The organism is Paenibacillus sp. BIHB 4019 (assembly GCF_002741035.1).
In the GTDB taxonomy this organism is placed as follows: domain Bacteria; phylum Bacillota; class Bacilli; order Paenibacillales; family Paenibacillaceae; genus Pristimantibacillus.
The window spans coordinates 2,182,696-2,199,571 of the sequence record NZ_CP016808.1; the positions used below are offsets into that span (position 1 = coordinate 2,182,696).

Annotated in this window: 15 protein-coding genes and 1 pseudogene; 12 read left to right on the forward strand and 4 right to left on the reverse strand. The window is 47.6% G+C overall.

Translation table 11 applies throughout. The annotated features are described in order from the left end of the window. Positions 1–43 precede the first annotated feature (43 nt). Entirely contained in the window at positions 44–850 is an 807-nt protein-coding gene (locus tag BBD42_RS09280; protein WP_056036170.1) for an MBL fold metallo-hydrolase, read from the forward strand. On the opposite strand, the gene BBD42_RS09285 is transcribed toward BBD42_RS09280, so the two are convergent. Further along, on the reverse strand, positions 819–1,058 hold the full coding sequence (locus BBD42_RS09285; protein ID WP_056036173.1) for a hypothetical protein: 240 nt from the start codon (positions 1,056–1,058) through the stop codon (positions 819–821). The two genes, BBD42_RS09280 and BBD42_RS09285, sit on opposite strands and share 32 nt — an antisense overlap. Before the next feature lie 192 nt (positions 1,059–1,250). Between BBD42_RS09285 and BBD42_RS09290 the strand changes: the two genes are divergently transcribed. The 6 genes from BBD42_RS09290 to BBD42_RS09315 all read left to right on the forward strand — a co-directional run bounded on the left by BBD42_RS09290 (position 1,251) and on the right by BBD42_RS09315 (position 6,980). Further along, on the forward strand, positions 1,251–2,597 hold the full coding sequence (locus BBD42_RS09290) for a S1C family serine protease (protein WP_099517898.1): 1,347 nt from the start codon (positions 1,251–1,253) through the stop codon (positions 2,595–2,597). A gap of 277 nt (positions 2,598–2,874) precedes the next feature. Then, positions 2,875–3,042: a CxxH/CxxC protein gene (locus tag BBD42_RS09295; protein ID WP_063838033.1), complete on the forward strand. Its 168-nt coding sequence runs from the start codon at positions 2,875–2,877 to the stop codon at positions 3,040–3,042. Positions 3,043–3,354: 312 nt separating this feature from the next. Beyond that, positions 3,355–4,692 carry an S-methylmethionine permease gene (mmuP, locus tag BBD42_RS09300; protein WP_481855969.1) on the forward strand — a complete coding sequence of 446 codons (1,338 nt, stop codon included), beginning with the start codon at positions 3,355–3,357 and terminating at the stop codon, positions 4,690–4,692. Positions 4,693–4,780: 88 nt separating this feature from the next. Further along, complete coding sequence (mmuM, locus tag BBD42_RS09305; RefSeq protein ID WP_099517900.1) at positions 4,781–5,809, forward strand: homocysteine S-methyltransferase; 1,029 nt, start codon at positions 4,781–4,783, stop codon at positions 5,807–5,809. Between the two features lie 213 nt (positions 5,810–6,022). Next, a complete protein-coding gene (gene rlmH, locus BBD42_RS09310) occupies positions 6,023–6,502 on the forward strand; it encodes a 23S rRNA (pseudouridine(1915)-N(3))-methyltransferase RlmH (RefSeq protein WP_099517901.1) in 480 nt (159 codons plus the stop codon). 154 nt (positions 6,503–6,656) lie between these two features. Continuing rightward, complete coding sequence (locus BBD42_RS09315; RefSeq protein ID WP_099517902.1) at positions 6,657–6,980, forward strand: DUF2834 domain-containing protein; 324 nt, start codon at positions 6,657–6,659, stop codon at positions 6,978–6,980. 363 nt (positions 6,981–7,343) lie between these two features. On the opposite strand, the gene BBD42_RS09325 is transcribed toward BBD42_RS09315, so the two are convergent. Then, entirely contained in the window at positions 7,344–8,255 is a 912-nt protein-coding gene (locus BBD42_RS09325) for a helix-turn-helix transcriptional regulator (protein ID WP_099517904.1), read from the reverse strand. 100 nt (positions 8,256–8,355) lie between these two features. Here BBD42_RS09325 and BBD42_RS09330 point away from each other — a divergent pair, with 100 nt between their 5' ends. Continuing rightward, complete coding sequence (locus BBD42_RS09330; protein ID WP_099517905.1) at positions 8,356–9,300, forward strand: alpha/beta fold hydrolase; 945 nt, start codon at positions 8,356–8,358, stop codon at positions 9,298–9,300. 294 nt (positions 9,301–9,594) lie between these two features. After that, positions 9,595–10,974, forward strand: coding sequence for an FAD-binding oxidoreductase (locus tag BBD42_RS09335; RefSeq protein ID WP_099521536.1), 1,380 nt, complete (start codon positions 9,595–9,597; stop codon positions 10,972–10,974). Between the two features lie 144 nt (positions 10,975–11,118). Here BBD42_RS09335 and BBD42_RS09340 read toward each other — a convergent pair whose 3' ends face one another. Continuing rightward, complete coding sequence (locus BBD42_RS09340) at positions 11,119–12,231, reverse strand: P1 family peptidase (protein WP_237163427.1); 1,113 nt, start codon at positions 12,229–12,231, stop codon at positions 11,119–11,121. A gap of 277 nt (positions 12,232–12,508) precedes the next feature. Next, positions 12,509–13,474 carry a helix-turn-helix transcriptional regulator gene (locus tag BBD42_RS09345; RefSeq protein ID WP_099517907.1) on the reverse strand — a complete coding sequence of 322 codons (966 nt, stop codon included), beginning with the start codon at positions 13,472–13,474 and terminating at the stop codon, positions 12,509–12,511. A gap of 106 nt (positions 13,475–13,580) precedes the next feature. Between BBD42_RS09345 and BBD42_RS09350 the strand changes: the two genes are divergently transcribed. The 3 genes and pseudogenes from BBD42_RS09350 to BBD42_RS09360 form a co-directional block, all read left to right on the forward strand. Then, positions 13,581–14,060 (forward strand): GyrI-like domain-containing protein, encoded by a 480-nt coding sequence (locus BBD42_RS09350; protein ID WP_150131532.1) that lies wholly within the window; start codon positions 13,581–13,583, stop codon positions 14,058–14,060. 23 nt (positions 14,061–14,083) lie between these two features. Then, positions 14,084–14,545 carry a DUF8821 family protein gene (locus tag BBD42_RS09355; RefSeq protein ID WP_099517909.1) on the forward strand — a complete coding sequence of 154 codons (462 nt, stop codon included), beginning with the start codon at positions 14,084–14,086 and terminating at the stop codon, positions 14,543–14,545. A 408-nt stretch (positions 14,546–14,953) separates the two neighbouring features. Next, a pseudogene (locus BBD42_RS09360) lies at positions 14,954–16,768 on the forward strand (glycoside hydrolase family 3 protein); the annotation flags it as partial. Positions 16,769–16,876 lie beyond the last annotated feature (108 nt).

Sequence of the window (16,876 nt, forward strand, 5' to 3'; positions counted from 1 at the left end):
ACTTGCCATGCTCAAGTGGGAGAAAGGATAGGACGAGGCGGAAATGGGACTATGGTTTACAGTACTGGCAAGCGGTTCAACGGGGAACGGCACAATTATTAATAATGGCGACAAGATGGTACTCGTCGATGCGGGGCTTAGCGCCAAAAAAATGGAGGAGCTCATGAAGGAGCGCGGAGTGTTCGGCCATCAGCTGGACGCGCTGTTCGTCACGCATGAGCACTCCGATCATATTAAAGGGCTCGGTGCGTTTGCGCGCAAGCACGAGCTGCCTATTTATGCGAATGAAGCGACTTGGGGCGCGATGGAGCGGCATGTCGGCAAAATCGATGCCGATAAGCGCATTGTAATCGAGACGGGAGATACGCTTAACTTCGGTTCGCTGCAAATACAGTCCTTTCCGATTTCGCATGATGCTGCGGAGCCAGTGGGCTATACCTTCGTCGATCAGGGCGTTAAGCTGAGTTTGGCGACCGACCTTGGTTATATGAGCGATAAGGTGAAGCAGGCGATCATTGATTCGGATGTGCTGGTGCTGGAATCCAATCATGATACGGAGATGCTTCGGATGGGGCGTTATCCATGGAATACGAAACGGCGCATCTTAAGCGACGTCGGACATTTATCCAATGTAGCGGCTGGGGAAGCGCTCTGCGAGCTGCTGACTGACCGGACAAAACGGGTGTATTTGGCCCATCTTAGCCTTGATCATAATTTAATGGACTTAGCGATGCTAACCGTTAATAATATATTAGAAGACAACGGGATTTTCTTCAAAAAAGAGGACTTCCCCCTGCGGCACACGTATCACGACAAGCCTACTGAATGGGACGAAGTGAAGAAGAAATAAGCTTGTGCAGCTGTTCATCCATTTGCCCGTCAAGCTGGCTAGTCTTGGCTTGTAATTCCTCTACTGTAACAATGCCTTTCTCTAGCAGAAGCTCTAGCAATGCGCTTAAGGTCAGAACGGTGCGATAGTGCTCCTCTTTCAGATCTGCGAGCATCGCGCCGAGCTGCACATGCTCCCAAGCGGAGGGGATGGAAGTAGGTTTTTTCATTAAAAATCAAGCTCCTTTGGCCATGAAGTGGAAAGCAAATCATCTTTGAATAAAAAATTATTCTAGCTGCGGATTGTAATCTATTATTATTGTAGTCCAATCTTCCGAAATTATTCCTAGCAGCATTGATTTCGATCGAGAGATATACCAAATAGTCTTGATGTCGGCCGGACATCGAGAGGAGAGATAGATATGGGATTATTCGATGACGATTTCTATTCGACGAAAGTATCCAGACGCACACGCGCCTTCAGCAAGGAGCGGCGCATCTTGTCAAGCAAGCAGACGAGGCGGAATTGGTCCAGTGTGCGCATTGCCTTTATCTCTTCATCTACAAGTGCAATAGCAGCTGTGCTGCTGTTCGGGCTGTTCTTTAATGGCGGAGTTGGCGGCAGCGCCAAAGTGCAGGCGGTTTCTACGGCGAAGATGTCGGATGACAGCGAATCGCTGGAAATGAAGACGATTCAAGCTTCGGCGAAGGTCAGGCCGGCTGTTGTTAGCGTTATTAATGAGCAACGGCAGGTTTTCAGCATGGGCGTTCCGAATGATGAAGGCGATGGCAGCAAGAGTGAAAGCAAAGACAGTAAAGAGAACAACAGCTTGCAGCAGGCCGGCGTTGGTTCAGGATTTATTTTCAAAAAAGAAAATGGCAAAGCCTATATAATGACAAACTACCATGTTACCGTCGATGCGGATGCGCTTAAAGTGACGCTCATTAGCGGCGAAGAGCGCGCGGCGAAAATGATTGGCGAAGATCAAATTTCTGATCTGGCTGTATTGGAAATCGACGACAAGGGCATTGATACCGTTGCGGAAATTGGCGATTCCTCTGCCCTGCAGCCGGCTGAATTCGTCATTGCCATCGGCAATCCGCTCGGATTGGGCGATTCCTTATCGATGGGGATTGTTAGCAAAACGCGGCAAATCGTGCCTGTATCGTTGAACCAGGATGGCAACTATGATTGGGAGCAAGAGGTCATTCAAGTGGATGCGTCCATTAACCAAGGCAACAGCGGCGGACCGCTCATTAATCTGAACGGCCAGGTAGTCGGCATCAACAGTATGAAAATCGCAGATATCGGCGTGGAAGGCCTCGGCTTCGCCATTCCGACGAACAATGCGATGCCAATCGTAAACGATTTGCTGGAAAAAGGTTATGTGCCGCGTCCGTATTTGGGCGTGTACACGATGGATCTGGCGCAATATTTTGCGCAGCAGGGCGGCAGCGCTGGCGGGAAGGCCGGCAGTTCGAAAGATGGCAGCGACGATGAGGCTGAAGGCGCGGCGCAGCTTATTTTGCCGGAGGATGTCCGTGCGGGCGTCATTGTGTTAGAGGCGGTTGGTCCAGCGAAGGAGGCTGGTCTCCTCTTCAACGATGTGATCGTCAAGCTGGATAAGCAAGCGGTTGGCAGCACGATGGAGCTGCGGAAGTATCTGTACACCAAGAAGCAGATCGGCGACAAGGTGGAAGTGACCTTCTACCGGGACGGAAAGCTGACGACGGCGCAACTTTCGTTAACCGATAAGGTGGAAGAATAAAAATCGTCATCCTATTAGGGAGAGCGGTCGTGGACAGGAGGAAGTCTGTTGCGGCGGCTCTTTTTTTCTTTAAAATATAGGAGCGTATATGATGTTTCCATCCTTTCTCTCTATTTCTCGGACTGAAATGCGCCGCGCCACCAGAGGACGGCGAAAGCTGTTTCACCTTCGAACAAAAAGGTGCGGGCTTCACAATATGCAGGTTGTTTGTTATGCTAACGGAAGGCAAAGGGACAACACCCTGATTAAATCAAGCAGAAGAGGAAGCGAACCAACTATGTATTGTGTATGCAAAAAACACGTGGAGCTAGCGATCGATAAGTTCGTTGATGAGTATGAGGACGCGCCGGATATCGTGGATTTGAAGGAAACGGAATTTGCAGACTGGGACCCGCCGCGCAAATGCGATTTATGCGATGATGGGGCACTGTTTTTGGTCGTATAAGGGAAGAACCGATAAGAAGAATAGTGTTCATATATCGCTGGGCGTATCTATATGCCCAGCGATTTTTTGCTGATTTTAAAATGTGCTCCACTGCGTGCCAAGATGTCGGTCAATATTAACATTGACATGAACCTGACAGCCCGATATATTGAAGTTAACTTGTTGCAGGGGCGAAAAAAACTTGAAGTCCGCTTATGCGGATTCGTTAGCAGCGCACTCTTTTTCAAAAGGGAGTGTGCTTTTATTTGTCCGAATATGACACTTAGGAGAATGAACGTGGACAATGGAAGTAAGCAGCAGTTTAGGCGGAAAATGCAGACGCGGCATATCGTTATGCTCTCGCTGGGCGGTGTTATTGGGACGGGCTTGTTCTTAAGCTCCGGTTATACGATTCAGCAGGCAGGACCGTTTGGCGCGATTTTGTCCTATCTGGTTGGCGCTATTGCTGTGTATCTCGTGATGCTGTGCTTGGGCGAGCTGTCGGTACATATGCCGGAGACGGGAGCTTTCCACAGCTATGCGGCAAAATATCTCGGTCCTGCTACGGGCTACACCGTCGCTTGGCTGTACTGGCTCACCTGGACGGTAGCATTAGGCTCGGAATTTACGGCGGCGGGGCTGCTCATGCAGCGCTGGTTCCCTTCGATTAATGTATGGATATGGAGCGCGTTATTCGCTGCGTTAATCTTTGTCTTAAATGCACGATCGGTGCGGTTTTTCGCGGAATCGGAATTTTGGTTCTCATCTGTCAAGGTTTTGACGATTGTGCTGTTTATCGTTATCGGAGCGGGAGCAATCTTCGGCATTGTGCCAATGGCGGATGCGGCCCCAGCGCCCTTATTAACCAATATAACGAGCGCAGGCTGGTTTCCGAACGGGGCCTTTGCTATTTTACTGACGATGCTGGCGGTGAATTTCGCCTTCTCCGGCACGGAATTGATTGGGATTGCAGCGGGAGAATCGGTGAATCCGGAGCGGACAATTCCGAAAGCGATTCGCACGACGCTGTTTCGTCTCGTTATTTTTTTCATTGGAACGATTGTTGTGCTGTCGGCACTGCTGCCCATGTCGGAGGCGGGGGTAACGGAAAGTCCCTTCGTCACGGTAATGGAGCGGGTCGGCGTGCCGTATGCGGCGGATGTGATGAACTTTGTTATTTTGACAGCGATTTTGTCGGCGGCTAACTCCGGATTGTATGCGTCGTCACGAATGCTGTGGTCGCTGGCCGACAAGAAAACCATTTCGCCTTTGTTCGCCAAGCTGACGAAGCATGGTGTGCCGCTGAACGCTGTCATTCTTAGTATGATGGGCGGAGGGCTTGCGCTGCTCTCCAGCATTGTCGCGCCGGATACGGTGTACATTGCTCTAGTATCGATATCTGGGCTTGCAGTAGTGATTGTGTGGATGAGCATTAGCGCTTCGCAGTTTATGTTCCGCAGGCAGTATGTTCGCGAGGGGAACTCGGTGGACAAGCTGGCTTATCGGACGCCTTGGTATCCTTTCGTGCCGATTGCTTCGTTCGTGCTGTGCCTTGCGTCCTGCATCGGCATTGCGTTCGATCCGACACAGCGAATCGCGCTGTATTGCGGAGTTCCGTTTATTGCGCTGTGCTACATTAGCTATTATTCGTTTTATCGTGTGAAGAAGTAGCAAGCGAGGCAGGACGTGAAGTGACGGAAAATATAGAACTGAAAGAGAACGAAATAAAGAAAGAGAACGGAAAGGGAGGAGAAGTGTTATGGAAAAGATTAATGGTGCGACGCACAATGTAATAGAAGATATTTTGCAGAAGCATGAGATTATGGTGTTGGATGGCGCAATGGCGACGGAGTTGGAGCGGCATGGCTGCGATCTGAATGATTCGCTTTGGTCCGCACGCGTGCTGCTGTCACAGCCTGAGCTGATTTATCAGGTGCATCTGGATTATTACCGCGCAGGAGCGGACTGCGCAACGACGTCGAGCTATCAGGCGACGGTGGATGGTTTTCTTAAACGCGGGCTTAGTGAAGAGGAAGCTTTGAAGCTGATCAAAAGCACGGTAGAGCTGGCAAGGAAAGCGCGTGATGATTATTGGGAGCAAGAGGCTGCGGGTGCTGTTGGTGGTAACCGAGAGGGGGATGGTGCTAGTGAGCAGACGGCATCTTCGCGGGCCGCTAATTCCGCTAACAGGCCTAAACCGCTTGTTGCTGCATCCATCGGGCCATATGGCGCTTATTTGGCGGATGGCTCGGAGTATGTCGGCAACTATGGCGTGTCAGATGAGGTGCTGACGGAGTTCCATCGCCCAAGAATGGCGGCGGTTATTGAAGCTGGCGCAGACTTGCTGGCGTTTGAGACGGTTCCTTCCCTTCAGGAAGCCAGAGTGCTGGATGCCCTGCTGAAGGAATTTCCGGGCGTGTATGCGTGGCTGTCGTTTTCATTGAAAAATGAAACTTCGATCAGCGAAGGCACTCCGCTGGCGGAATGCGCGGCTGCCTTCGCGCAAAGCGAGCAGATTGCCGCGATCGGCATGAACTGCGCCCCCGGCGCTGTCGTGACGGAGGCGATTAAGGTGCTTCGCGCTCACTCGCAGAAGCCGGTTATTGTTTATCCGAATTCCGGGGAGAGCTATAACCCGGAGACGAAGACGTGGCATGGCGAGGGCAGCTGCCCGAGCTTCCTGGAGGAGGCGGAAGGCTGGTACGAAGCTGGCGCCCGTATCATTGGAGGCTGCTGCCGGACTTCGCCACAGCAGATTGAAGCGATCGCGAGGAAATGGCGAGCTTGAGAAGGGGATTTGAGAAGGACATTAGTTGGTGATGAAGCCTGATGGACATGCGAGGCTGGTGTCTGGGCTTTTGATTCACAAGGCCAGCCAGAGAGCTCTCTGGTTGGCCTTTTTTTCTAGGCCTAATAATGTGTTGTTGCTGCGGACGAATGGTATGATTGGTACTAATAGCACAGGCCGATATTTAGGCTGCGAATAAAGGAGACGTTGTCAGTGCAAATACAGATTATTTCAGTGGGCAAGCTGAAGGAGAAATATTTAACGCAAGGGATCGCGGAATACGCTAAGCGCTTGGCTCCGTATGCGAAGCTAACGCTGGTCGAGGTAGCGGATGAGAAAGCACCGGAGCAGCTTAGCGGGAGTGAGGAGCAGCAGGTAAAGGCGAAGGAGGGCGAGCGGATACTGAGCCATATCAAGCAGGATACGTACGTTGTCGCAATGGCAATTGAAGGCGAGATGTGGACGTCGGAGCAATTGGCGAAGCATGTCGAGGAGCTCGGTACGTATGGGAAGAGCCAAATCGCTTTTGTCATTGGCGGGAGCTTGGGGCTCGCTGATGAAGTAATGCGCCGCGCTAATATGAAGCTTTCTTTTGGGCGGATTACCTATCCGCATCAGCTGCTCCGTCTTGTGCTGACGGAGCAGGTTTATCGGGTGTTTAAAATTATGCGGGGGGAACCGTACCATAAGTAGGGGCAAGTTTTTTTGGAAAATCGCGCTGAGGGCTTGGAACGGAGCCTTGAAGGACATGGGTTGAAGAGCGGTCACGCGCAGCAGCGAAGATGGAGCAAACGGACTTTTGCGAGTTTTTTGGAATTACAAATTACAAAATAATGGAGGGTTATAAATGAAGTACTTTTACGGAGTATTATCTATTTTGGGACTCGTCTTGCCCTATTCGCAATTCATCCCTTGGGTTGTGAGCAACGGCCTCGATTTGCCTCTCCTATTTGAAGCCATAACCAGTACGCGTATCGGAGCTTTTGCATGGATGGATGTTTTAGTTACCGCGATCGTGCTTGTGGGATTCATTCTGGTAGAAGGCACTAGAAAGAGAATGAAATATTTATGGCTGCCGATTGCAGGCACGCTACTGGTAGGTCCTTCACTGGGTCTTCCCTTGTTTTTGTTTCTTCGACAATTACACTTGGAGAAAAACATTCTAAAATAGCATCAAAGGTGGGAACGGGAACATGGTTAAACGAGTCCGTTTAAAATGTTCGGCATTTCTTGAACGTCATGATGCCATCCACACAGCAAAGAATGTAAGCTCGGATGCAGAGGCATGGATCGTAAAATTCAAAACGTTCGCCAAACACATGGGCCAAAGGCTTCCTGCAAATGATTGGAAGGGCTGTCCACTACAATCTGTTTTAGAATGAAAACTTGCCGTTACAGACAGCGCGGAGAACCGTTCCATAAGTGACGGCGAAAAGTTGAGTTGAGGGTTGAAGCTTCGATGCTAAATCTATGAAGAAGCCTTAAAGACCCCATTCATGTGGAATCGGCCATATAGGCCGAGACGAGACCATGATCAGGAATAGTTCTCCATCATTTGATATAAATAATTTCGAAATTCTTCAACATAGGTTTTGGGCTCTACAACTTTTAGATGAGTGCCGAAGCTTGCTAATAATTGAAATCCCATAGGATTTTGAGGGACATAAAGGGTTGCTAATAAAAATCCAGAACGATGGCCTTCAATACTTCTTCGACCATACCTTTCGATGATTTGATCTTTTATGCTGGGCGATATCCGTGCCTTAATCGTGACGAATTGCGGTACATAACTTGCTTCGTTTCTTTGCTCGGACCAATCGTCTCTAGGATGAAACGCGCGTTCATCCATAGTAATAGGATCGATTCGAGATAACTTGAATGTTCGATATCCCTGTCGATGTAAACAGAATCCTTTCAAGTACCAACTCGATTCGCTAAAATGCAGTTCATAGGGCTCGACCACTCTGTTCGTGGCAGCCCCATCTTTATCTGTATAATCAAATGAAACCAGCCTTTTCTTTAAAATGGATTCTTGACATGTCTTTAAGGTTTCAAGAATCTCGGACCGGCCTTCCCAATCATAAAACGACAGTTGAATGGTACGATTCAGAGACAATGGACTAACCATTGCCTCTATTTTTTTAATCGTTCTTTCCACTTCTTCAGTAAGGAAAATTTGTTCCAATCCGCCGAGTGCAATTAATATATTCTGTAAATCGGAGCTGCTTAAAAGGCGTTTATCAACCTTGTATTCATCCATTATGCCGTAGCCGCCCTTGACCCCAATGACGGAGTAGATCGGGATGTTCGATAAGCTCAATGTTTCCATATCGCGAAGGATCGTTCTTTTGGAAACATTGAATAGTTGTGAGAATTCCTTTGTAGAAACAACCTCTTTTTTCAGCAATATCATGATAATCGAAATGAGTCTCTCTACTTTATCCATAATTGCCCTCTTTTTTTCTGCATGATTTCAGAACGGTGCCACCTAGATGTCACCTTTTGTCCATTATACTACATGTATCACAAGAAGGAGGTTTTGATTTATGTTTAATCCAACCGATTTTCCCAAGCCCACCCTTATTTCAGTCAACGGTGTGGAACTCGAAGTCTTTGAAGCAGGCCGACAAAATGCCGGAAAACCCATTGTCCTCTGTCACGGCTGGCCAGAGCATGCCTTTTCTTGGCGCCATCAGGTGGCCGCCCTTGCCGCAGCGGGCTACCATGTCATCGTCCCAAACCAGCGGGGTTACGGCAACTCATCCCGTCCGACCGAAGTAACAGACTATGACATTGAACACTTGTCAGGTGATCTCATCGCACTACTCGATCACTACGGTTACGAAGACGCCACCTTTGTCGGTCATGATTGGGGTGCAATGGTCGTTTGGGGACTGACCTTATTGCATCCAAACCGTGTAAACAAAGTGGTAAATCTGAGCTTGCCTTACCAAGAGCGCGGAGAAAAACCCTGGATCGAGTTCATGGAGGAAATACTTGGCGGCGACTTCTATTTCGTCCACTTCAATCGACAGCCAGGCGTCGCGGACGCCGTATTCGAAGACAATACGTTCCGGTTCCTTCGCAACCTGTACAGGAAAAATGAGCCCCGCACAGAGCCTCAGCCAGGTATGGCGTTGATCAATCTAGCCAGAGCAGAAACACCACTGGGTGAGCCCTTGATGAGCGACAGCGAGTTGGCCGTTCTCGTCTCTGCTTTTGAAACATCAGGGTTCACGGGCAGCATCAATTGGTACAGGAACCTTGACCGCAACTGGCGCTTATTGGCGGAGGTGAACCCAATCATTCAACAGCCGACTCTCATGATCTACGGCGACCGGGATGCGGTTCAAAAGTCTGAAAACCTGACAAAGTTCGTGCCCAATGCGGAAGTGGTCAATCTGGATTGCGGTCATTGGATCCAGCAAGAAAAGCCGGAAGAAACAAACCAAGCGATTTTGAGATGGCTGGAACAGCAGGATGCAAGGTAAATAAGTGCATTTCGTCATAATTCACTTCAATTTAATTAAAATCCCTTGGTAAGGAATTCAGTGAGTTATTGAGTTCAAGTGTTTAATGTTCATTAGATGTACTAGAAGGGCCATCCCTACAAGGGATGGCCTAAAAAACTTGCCGTTAAAGACAGCGCGGATAACCGCACCATAAGTAACGGCGATTTGAACTATTTTACGATACAAACAAGGCGTTTGCCGCTACTAGGTCAAGTATCCCTACATAAGCTGATGAGAAAGGCTAATGCCATGAACAGGGATGGTGTAAAGTGGATGACACAAAACCGGAAAAAGAGAGGTACACGATTAACAGGGAGGCTCGTATTTCCGGGCAACCCGTCATATAATGCCGCCAGAATGGAGTTCAATAGGCGATTTTCCAAATTTCCAAAGGTCATTGTTTTTTGCAGACGAACTCAGGATGTGATCAACGCAGTCAAATGGGCTCGTGAGCATGGTGTACGGCTGCGAGTGCGCAGCGGGCGGCACAGCTATGAAGGGTTTTCGGCTGTAAATGGCGGTATTATTATCGATGTAAGCGAAATGAATAAGGTTAAGGTTGATCGAAAAAATAGGGTGGCCATTGTACAGACGGGAAATCCACTTGCCCGAGTGTACAAAAAGCTGTGGAATAAGCGTGTGGCACTTCCGGCTGGGACAGCGCCCGACGTAGGCGTAGCCGGGCTTGCCTTGGGTGGCGGCATTGGACTTCTGTCCCGCAAATATGGACTTACGTGCGATAACTTGAAACAAGTGAAGATGGTCGTAGCTTCGGGGCGGTATGGAGCCAAGACGATTGTGGCAAACAAGAGGAAGCATTCCGATCTATTGTGGGCCTCACGAGGCGGCGGGGGAGGAAACTTTGGCGTTGCTACAGCCTATACTTTTCGGGTTAGGCCCATTTCAACGGTTTCTATATACAGCGTCACTTGGAAATGGTGCGATTTGGAGAAGGTGTTGCCGGTTTGGCAGCGCTGGGCCCCATCTGTCACGAATCGCTTAACCTCAACCATTGAGGTCGCTGCCAAGAAGGTGGGAACGATTGAATCTACCGGGCAATTACTTGGCGGTGCAGAGGAGCTGCGTCGATTGATTAGACCGCTCTTGCGAGCAGGCACTCCGGTGAAGGTGCTGGTGAAGACAGTGCCTTTTATTGAAGCAACCAAATTTTTTGCCGAATCGGACCTGAATTTGGAGCCGAAATTTAAAATAAGCGGGGCCTATGGGCTTCAACCTTTGCCTCGTGAAGGAGTACGAATTATACGTGATTTTTTATCCAAAGCACCCAACAAGCATTCTACCGTATGGAGTCAAAGCTTAGGTGGTTCAGGAAGCGCGGTGAGTCGAGTATCGCCTACTGCAACGGCCTATCCTCATCGGAAAGCTGAGACCATCTACGAGCTGTCGGCACGCTGGAGGAACAACGGGGAGCAGAAGCGGAATATTCAGTGGGTGAAAAGGTTCCGCAGAGCGTTACGTCCCTTTGTTAAGGGGGATTATGTGAACTTTCCCGATTTACAGATTAAGAACTGGCCCAAGGCATATTATGGCGTGAACTTTGGCAGATTGAAGCAGGTGAAACGAAAGTACGATCCACATAATGTGTTTCGTTTTGCCCAGAGTATTCCAGTGGGTAAACGGGTCAGAAAATAATACTCGCACCAGAACTAATTGAAGCAAAGGAGCTGACGGCGGCAGCTCCTTTCGCATTTTTCGCCGAAAATCATATTAATGCCGTTGATTTACGCTTGTCGTTCAGGGGGATAAAGAGTCGCCTTGCTCTGCGCAAATCCTTGATTACACCATTAATTCCTTCTCTGCCGCTTTAACTCCCCTCACAATGGCTTCTTCCAGTACGACCGCAGCGGTAGTGCCAACTGCGGTTACGGCTGCATCCCCCGTTAATCCGCTCGTATCGGTGCCAGTGGCAATGCAGAATACCGTATCGCCGTCAGCTTGAATGTGTACGGGGGAGATGGCACGAGCCATTCCATCATGAGCAAGAGTTGCGACACGTCCTGCCTCAGCCTTGCTTAGTTTAGCTGTGGTAGCAATCACGACGATCGTCGTATTCCTATCTCGAATAGGCCCAGGTGGGATACCTTCCAAGATGGCGCGAGTTTGGTTAACGAATTTGCCATCCGGCTGCAGCGCCCCTGCAATGATATGATCTTGATTCCAAATATCTCCGACTGCGTTGACTACCGCTAGTGCCGCTACAATAGGTCCGCCAGGGATTTGCCATGCGGCGGTTCCCACTCCGCCTTTCATTGGCCTGCCGTAAATTTTACCTACAGTTGCCCCTGCCCCAGCACCTACGCTTCCTTCCGCTACCGGTCCGGAATTCGCCTGTTGGCTGGCGGCATAACCCATCGCAGCATCGGGTCTGCGGGAACCTTTCGCGTAGATCAGATCGAAGATGACCGCCCCTGGGACTGTAGGAAGCGGTCCTGCCTCGGTTTGAGCACCGTACCCATGTTCGGCAAGCCAGTTCATTACGCCTGCTGCCGCAGCAAGACCGAAATTACTGCCGCCTGTGAGGAGAATTCCTTGTACAACCTCTGTAGCTGTACCTGGGCGGATCGCATCGGTTTGTATCGTTCCTGGAAACCCTCCTCGTACATCAACACCGGGAACAGCCCCTTCGGGGTACAAAACTACGGTGCACCCCGTACGACGGCTTTTATCCTCAGAATGGCCTACAAGAATGCCGGGAACGTTTGTCAGCCCTCCTTCAAGTTGGATCGGCGAATGTTTTCCAATCAGGCGGTCTGTACTGGGACCAATCGGCTGACAGAGGATTTTTGGGCTGTATTTTCTAATGGTTTTTATACGATGAAAAGCATTTGCTTCATATAAAATACGGTATGTTTTGCGTGTGTTAACGAGAGCTAATCGAATATTTTTCACAGCAAGTCTAGTTCTCCGATGTCGTACAGCCACCTTGGCTCTTCGCAGGTCTTGTATGGCAGCGTTCAAATTTCTGACGCATTTTATTTGCCTTGAATGACGCAAGCCGACCCCTCCTCTTACCTGACTAGGTTTATTAAAGGGTATGTCAGCCCTCTTTGTATTGAATAGGCAAAACGAAACGGTCATTCGCACATTTTGAAAAAGACTACAATGAATTGATAGAGTATACGTAGTGCAATAAAATATTTATGGAAACAAGATATTATGATGGTTTTCAACGGTTTCCTAAAACAGCTACCCTCACCTGCAAAATCTCCAGAACCTCTTTCGGCACCTTTCTAACCTTGATGTCATCACCTAGAAAAAGCAGCCAATTTGTCATTTCAGCCAATTCCTCCGCATGATGAACATTGATAAATGTTTTTAGAACAGCTGTAGTTTGATAAGGATTTGTGTATGAAATGGAAATAGGTAAGGGATAATATTTTTTGTACTGGGCAATCGCCTTTGGACCGAGTTCGAGGACCAGGTTGATGGCTTCTTCCTGCTTGCTTAGTTGTTCGACAATCGTCTTCTTGCTTATTCTTTTTTTCTCAGGGTATGGCTTGACATCGGTAAGATTGTCGACAGGAATGATCCGCCTTTTTTCCTCAGCTAAGTCAAAGCCTTCAATTTGCCATGAGCTTTTTTCACGATATAGATGCATGAGGTAAATGGGATAAGACTTTATTTCTCTTCCTTCTTCGACGGAAACCACTAAATAGCTGTCGATAAGAAGAATTTGGATGAGTTGTTCTAATGTAGGATGGGGCAGATCTGTCAGATCAAGCAGGTCGGGATTGTGGGGGTTGGTTCCTTCGAACAGCAAAATTTGATTTAACAGAACAAGATCATCCTGCTGGTTTTTCGGGATGAGGCCGAGTATTTTTTCCGCTAAAGATTGGCGACTCTTAAGATAGGGGAGTTGTTGGTTTCTTGTGGCCATAAAGGCAATAAAAAGAGCTTTAATTTCATTATCGGTAAAGCGGACGGTGGGTAGGACAGAGTTACTCATGACAAAATAACCCCCGTCCCTCCCGACTTCGGCGACAAGCGGCATTCCCATTGCCTCAATTTCTCTGACATCTCTAATCGCCGTCGAACGAGAGATGTTGAATTCTCGCATGATTTCAGAAATGGTAAAGTGGGCGCGGTTGTTGATGTACCGCATGATGATGTTAATTCGTTCAACTTTTTTCATGTGGCCCTCTAAACAGTATCATATTTTGACATGATTTAAAGCTATTATAAACGTATCAAGTAAAAAAACAAATTATTTAACTCATTCAAAAAAAGGAGTGTTGATCATGGCAGTGTATACCCTTGAGGAAAAAGAAAGCTTTATCGTTCTAGGTATTGGCACGGAGTTGAAGAGCGATTACACAGATTATGCCGGCATGAATAAGGAAAAGGAAAACTTTTGGCGGGCAGTGGAGCAGGATGGAAGGCTTAACGCTTTAAAGGCCATTGCCACGAATGACTACATTTTTGCCGTGAACGAAGCTGTAAATCACAAAATGATGTATTATGCTGGTGTCATGACAGAAGCATCGGTACCGGAAGAGCACAGAGTGATTCAATTCCCGAAGGGGCAATACCTCGTCGTTAAAGGCGAAGGAAATACGGCCGAAGAGATGAGCAATAAGCTTACAGGTATTGCCTTTGGTCAAGTCTTGCCAGAAGCCCAAATGTTTGCCTATGTTGGCGGACCCAATGCAACGGTTGAAATGGGGCAGCGAGACGGCCTCGTCTATGGTGAAATATGGATTCCCGTCGTTAGAAAATAAACGAATTCATTGGAGAGATGAGAATGTCCTATATCGTTGATTTCAAAAATGTATCTACGGCGGGATTAGAGTCTTCACCTGTAGCAGAAGCGCTAGCTGGTTTACGTGCTAATGAAGCCCGCTACTTTATGAATAAATACAAACATGAATTTACGATTGTACCCGCAAGCGAAAGTCAGGAAAACCTTGAGTATGTGAACCGCATTTTGAAAGAGCGTGATATTGCGTTTACGGCCAAACCTTTAGAAACGTCGCGTTTTCAAGTGGAAAATATCCAATTTACCTACGTCTTTTATGAAGATGGTCTTGGCATTAATGTCATGTATACGGTTGATGACCCTAAGAAGCGGGCCGTTGGTTTTAAGCTTTCTGAGGGAATGGAGGTACCAAAGGAGTTGGAAGGGAAGTTTAAGTTTGCTAGGCAGAAGTCTAAACTAGCCGGAACCATTCGGGGCTCGTTTTTTGTAATTAAAGGACAATATTAAAGTATGTAATAAATGATCCCCTCAAGGCCAACAACCTATTCGTTGTGGGCCTTGAGGGGATTTTTCATGGGCAGAATGGAGGTCTATGATCCAGGCAATTAAGTCTTGCAACCATAAGGCTTAACTAGTTTTTGGAAAGTGCTAAAGTTGAGGAATTAATAATACGCAATGTGAAAATCTGAATTAAGATGAGAAGGTGTATGACACAAAATGAAACGAAACGATAATACATTTCGACTATTATATATCTTATAGAAGTAGGACATAATACAATTTTGGAGGTGCAAGTATATGCCAAAAGTAAATAATGCTCCATATCAAAATCCTGAATTAACGATCGATAAAAGAGTTGAGGACTTAATGTCCAGAATGACACTCGAACAGAAAATTGCCCAACTCGGCTGTGTGATGTCCGTGGGTGGAACATTAGATCATTTGGATGCTCAGCTAGCCAATGGTATCGGTGAAGTGGCTGTAATGATAGGCGGCAAGACGGCGGCAGAAAATGCGGGTTTGGCAGAAAAAATTCAAAAGTATCTCTTAGAAGAAACGGATCTCGGTATTCCTGCTATCCTGCATGCTGAGGCGTTATCAGGTGGTGTGTTTGCTGAAGCAACAAATTATCCAATTGCAATTGGACTAGGCGCAACCTGGGATCCGGAAAAAGTGCAGCTCATGGGTGATGTTATCCGTAAACAGATGAAATCGATCGGATTTAGGCAAGCGCTTTCACCTGTTATGGATGTTGCGCGTGATCTGCGTTGGGGTCGAATTGGTGAAACCTACGGAGAAGACCCGACATTAATAGCTAGCTTGAGCGTCGCTTTTGTTAAAGGCATACAAGGGGATGATTTAAAAGAAGGCGTTGCCGCCACCGCCAAGCATTTCCTTGGTTATAGCATGTCCGAAGGCGCATTGAATATGGCGAGCCAGCATATAACCCGCAGGGAAATACGAGAAGTACATGCAAAGCCGTTTGAAGCTGCAATCCGAATGGCTGATCTTGCTTCGGTTATGAACTCATACGGTTCACTTGATGGTGAACCCATTGTTTCTTCCAGAGACCTGATTACAGATCTGCTAAGAGGCGAAATGGGCTTTAATGGCATCACGGTTACGGATTATATGGCGATTGAAAGACTGACGGAATCCTTCCATACCGCTGAAGATATAACAGATGCAGGGATACAATCATTGCAGGCGGGTATGGATATAGAACTACCTATGACAAAGTTCTATGGGGCTCCTTTGCGTGAAGCTGTTAAACAGGATCGCTTGTCAATTTCTGTAGTTGACCAATCGGTACGCAGAATGCTGGAGATAAAGTTTCGCCTAGGATTATTTGAAAATCCTTATCCGGATTATAAGGCAATTGAAGCTAACTACCACCAGCCGGAAGATGATGAGTTATCTTATAAGCTAGCTAAAGAATCAATTGTCCTATTAAAAAATGATAATAACCTATTACCGCTTTCCAAAGAAATTAAAAAAGTGGCAGTCATTGGACCTAATGGTGATTTGCATCGAAGCAAGTATGGGGCTTATACCTTCCCTGCAATGGTAGAAATGGGTATGAGAATGCTGGAAAATAATGATTCAAGCGGCATGGCTGGTGTAGATATCACCGAGATGAATATACAGGGCGGTTTAAAGGAATTGCCAATGCTTGAACCGATGTTGCAAGGCATGTACCCAATGTCTTCTACTGTGAAGAAAGCTATTGAGACCAAGCTTCCCGCTGCTCATGTCACTTATACCAAAGGTTGCGATATCATGGATGAAGATCGTTCAGGCTTTGAGGAAGCAATTCATCATGCTGCGGAAGCTGAGCTCGTTATTATGGTGATGGGTGCTAAAAGTGGTTGGGGACAAGGCTGCTCCATTGGTGAAGGAATTGATAGTTCAGATATTGGCCTTCCTGGTGTACAAGAGGAACTAATTAAAGCTATTCATGCAACCAATACGCCTATAATTGTCGTGCACATGAGCCCGCGGCCGCTGTGCAGTGCATGGGTAATTGAGAACATACCTGCAATTATCGAAGCCTGGCATCCAGGACAGTGATGCTCACAGGCAATATCCGACGTTCTGTTTGGCGATTATAATCCAGGAGGGAAACTTCCATTCACTAGTATTCGAAGCGCTGGTCAAGGACCATCTTACTACAGTTATCAAAAAGGCAGTGGTTACGCAACACGAGGCTTTGAGATGATGAACAATAAAAGTGGATATGTGAATGAAACAGCCAAGCCATTGTTCTGTTTCGGGCATGGCTTGTCCTATACAGATTTTAGTTATTCCGATTTCGTCATTTCTCAAGATCAGGTACCC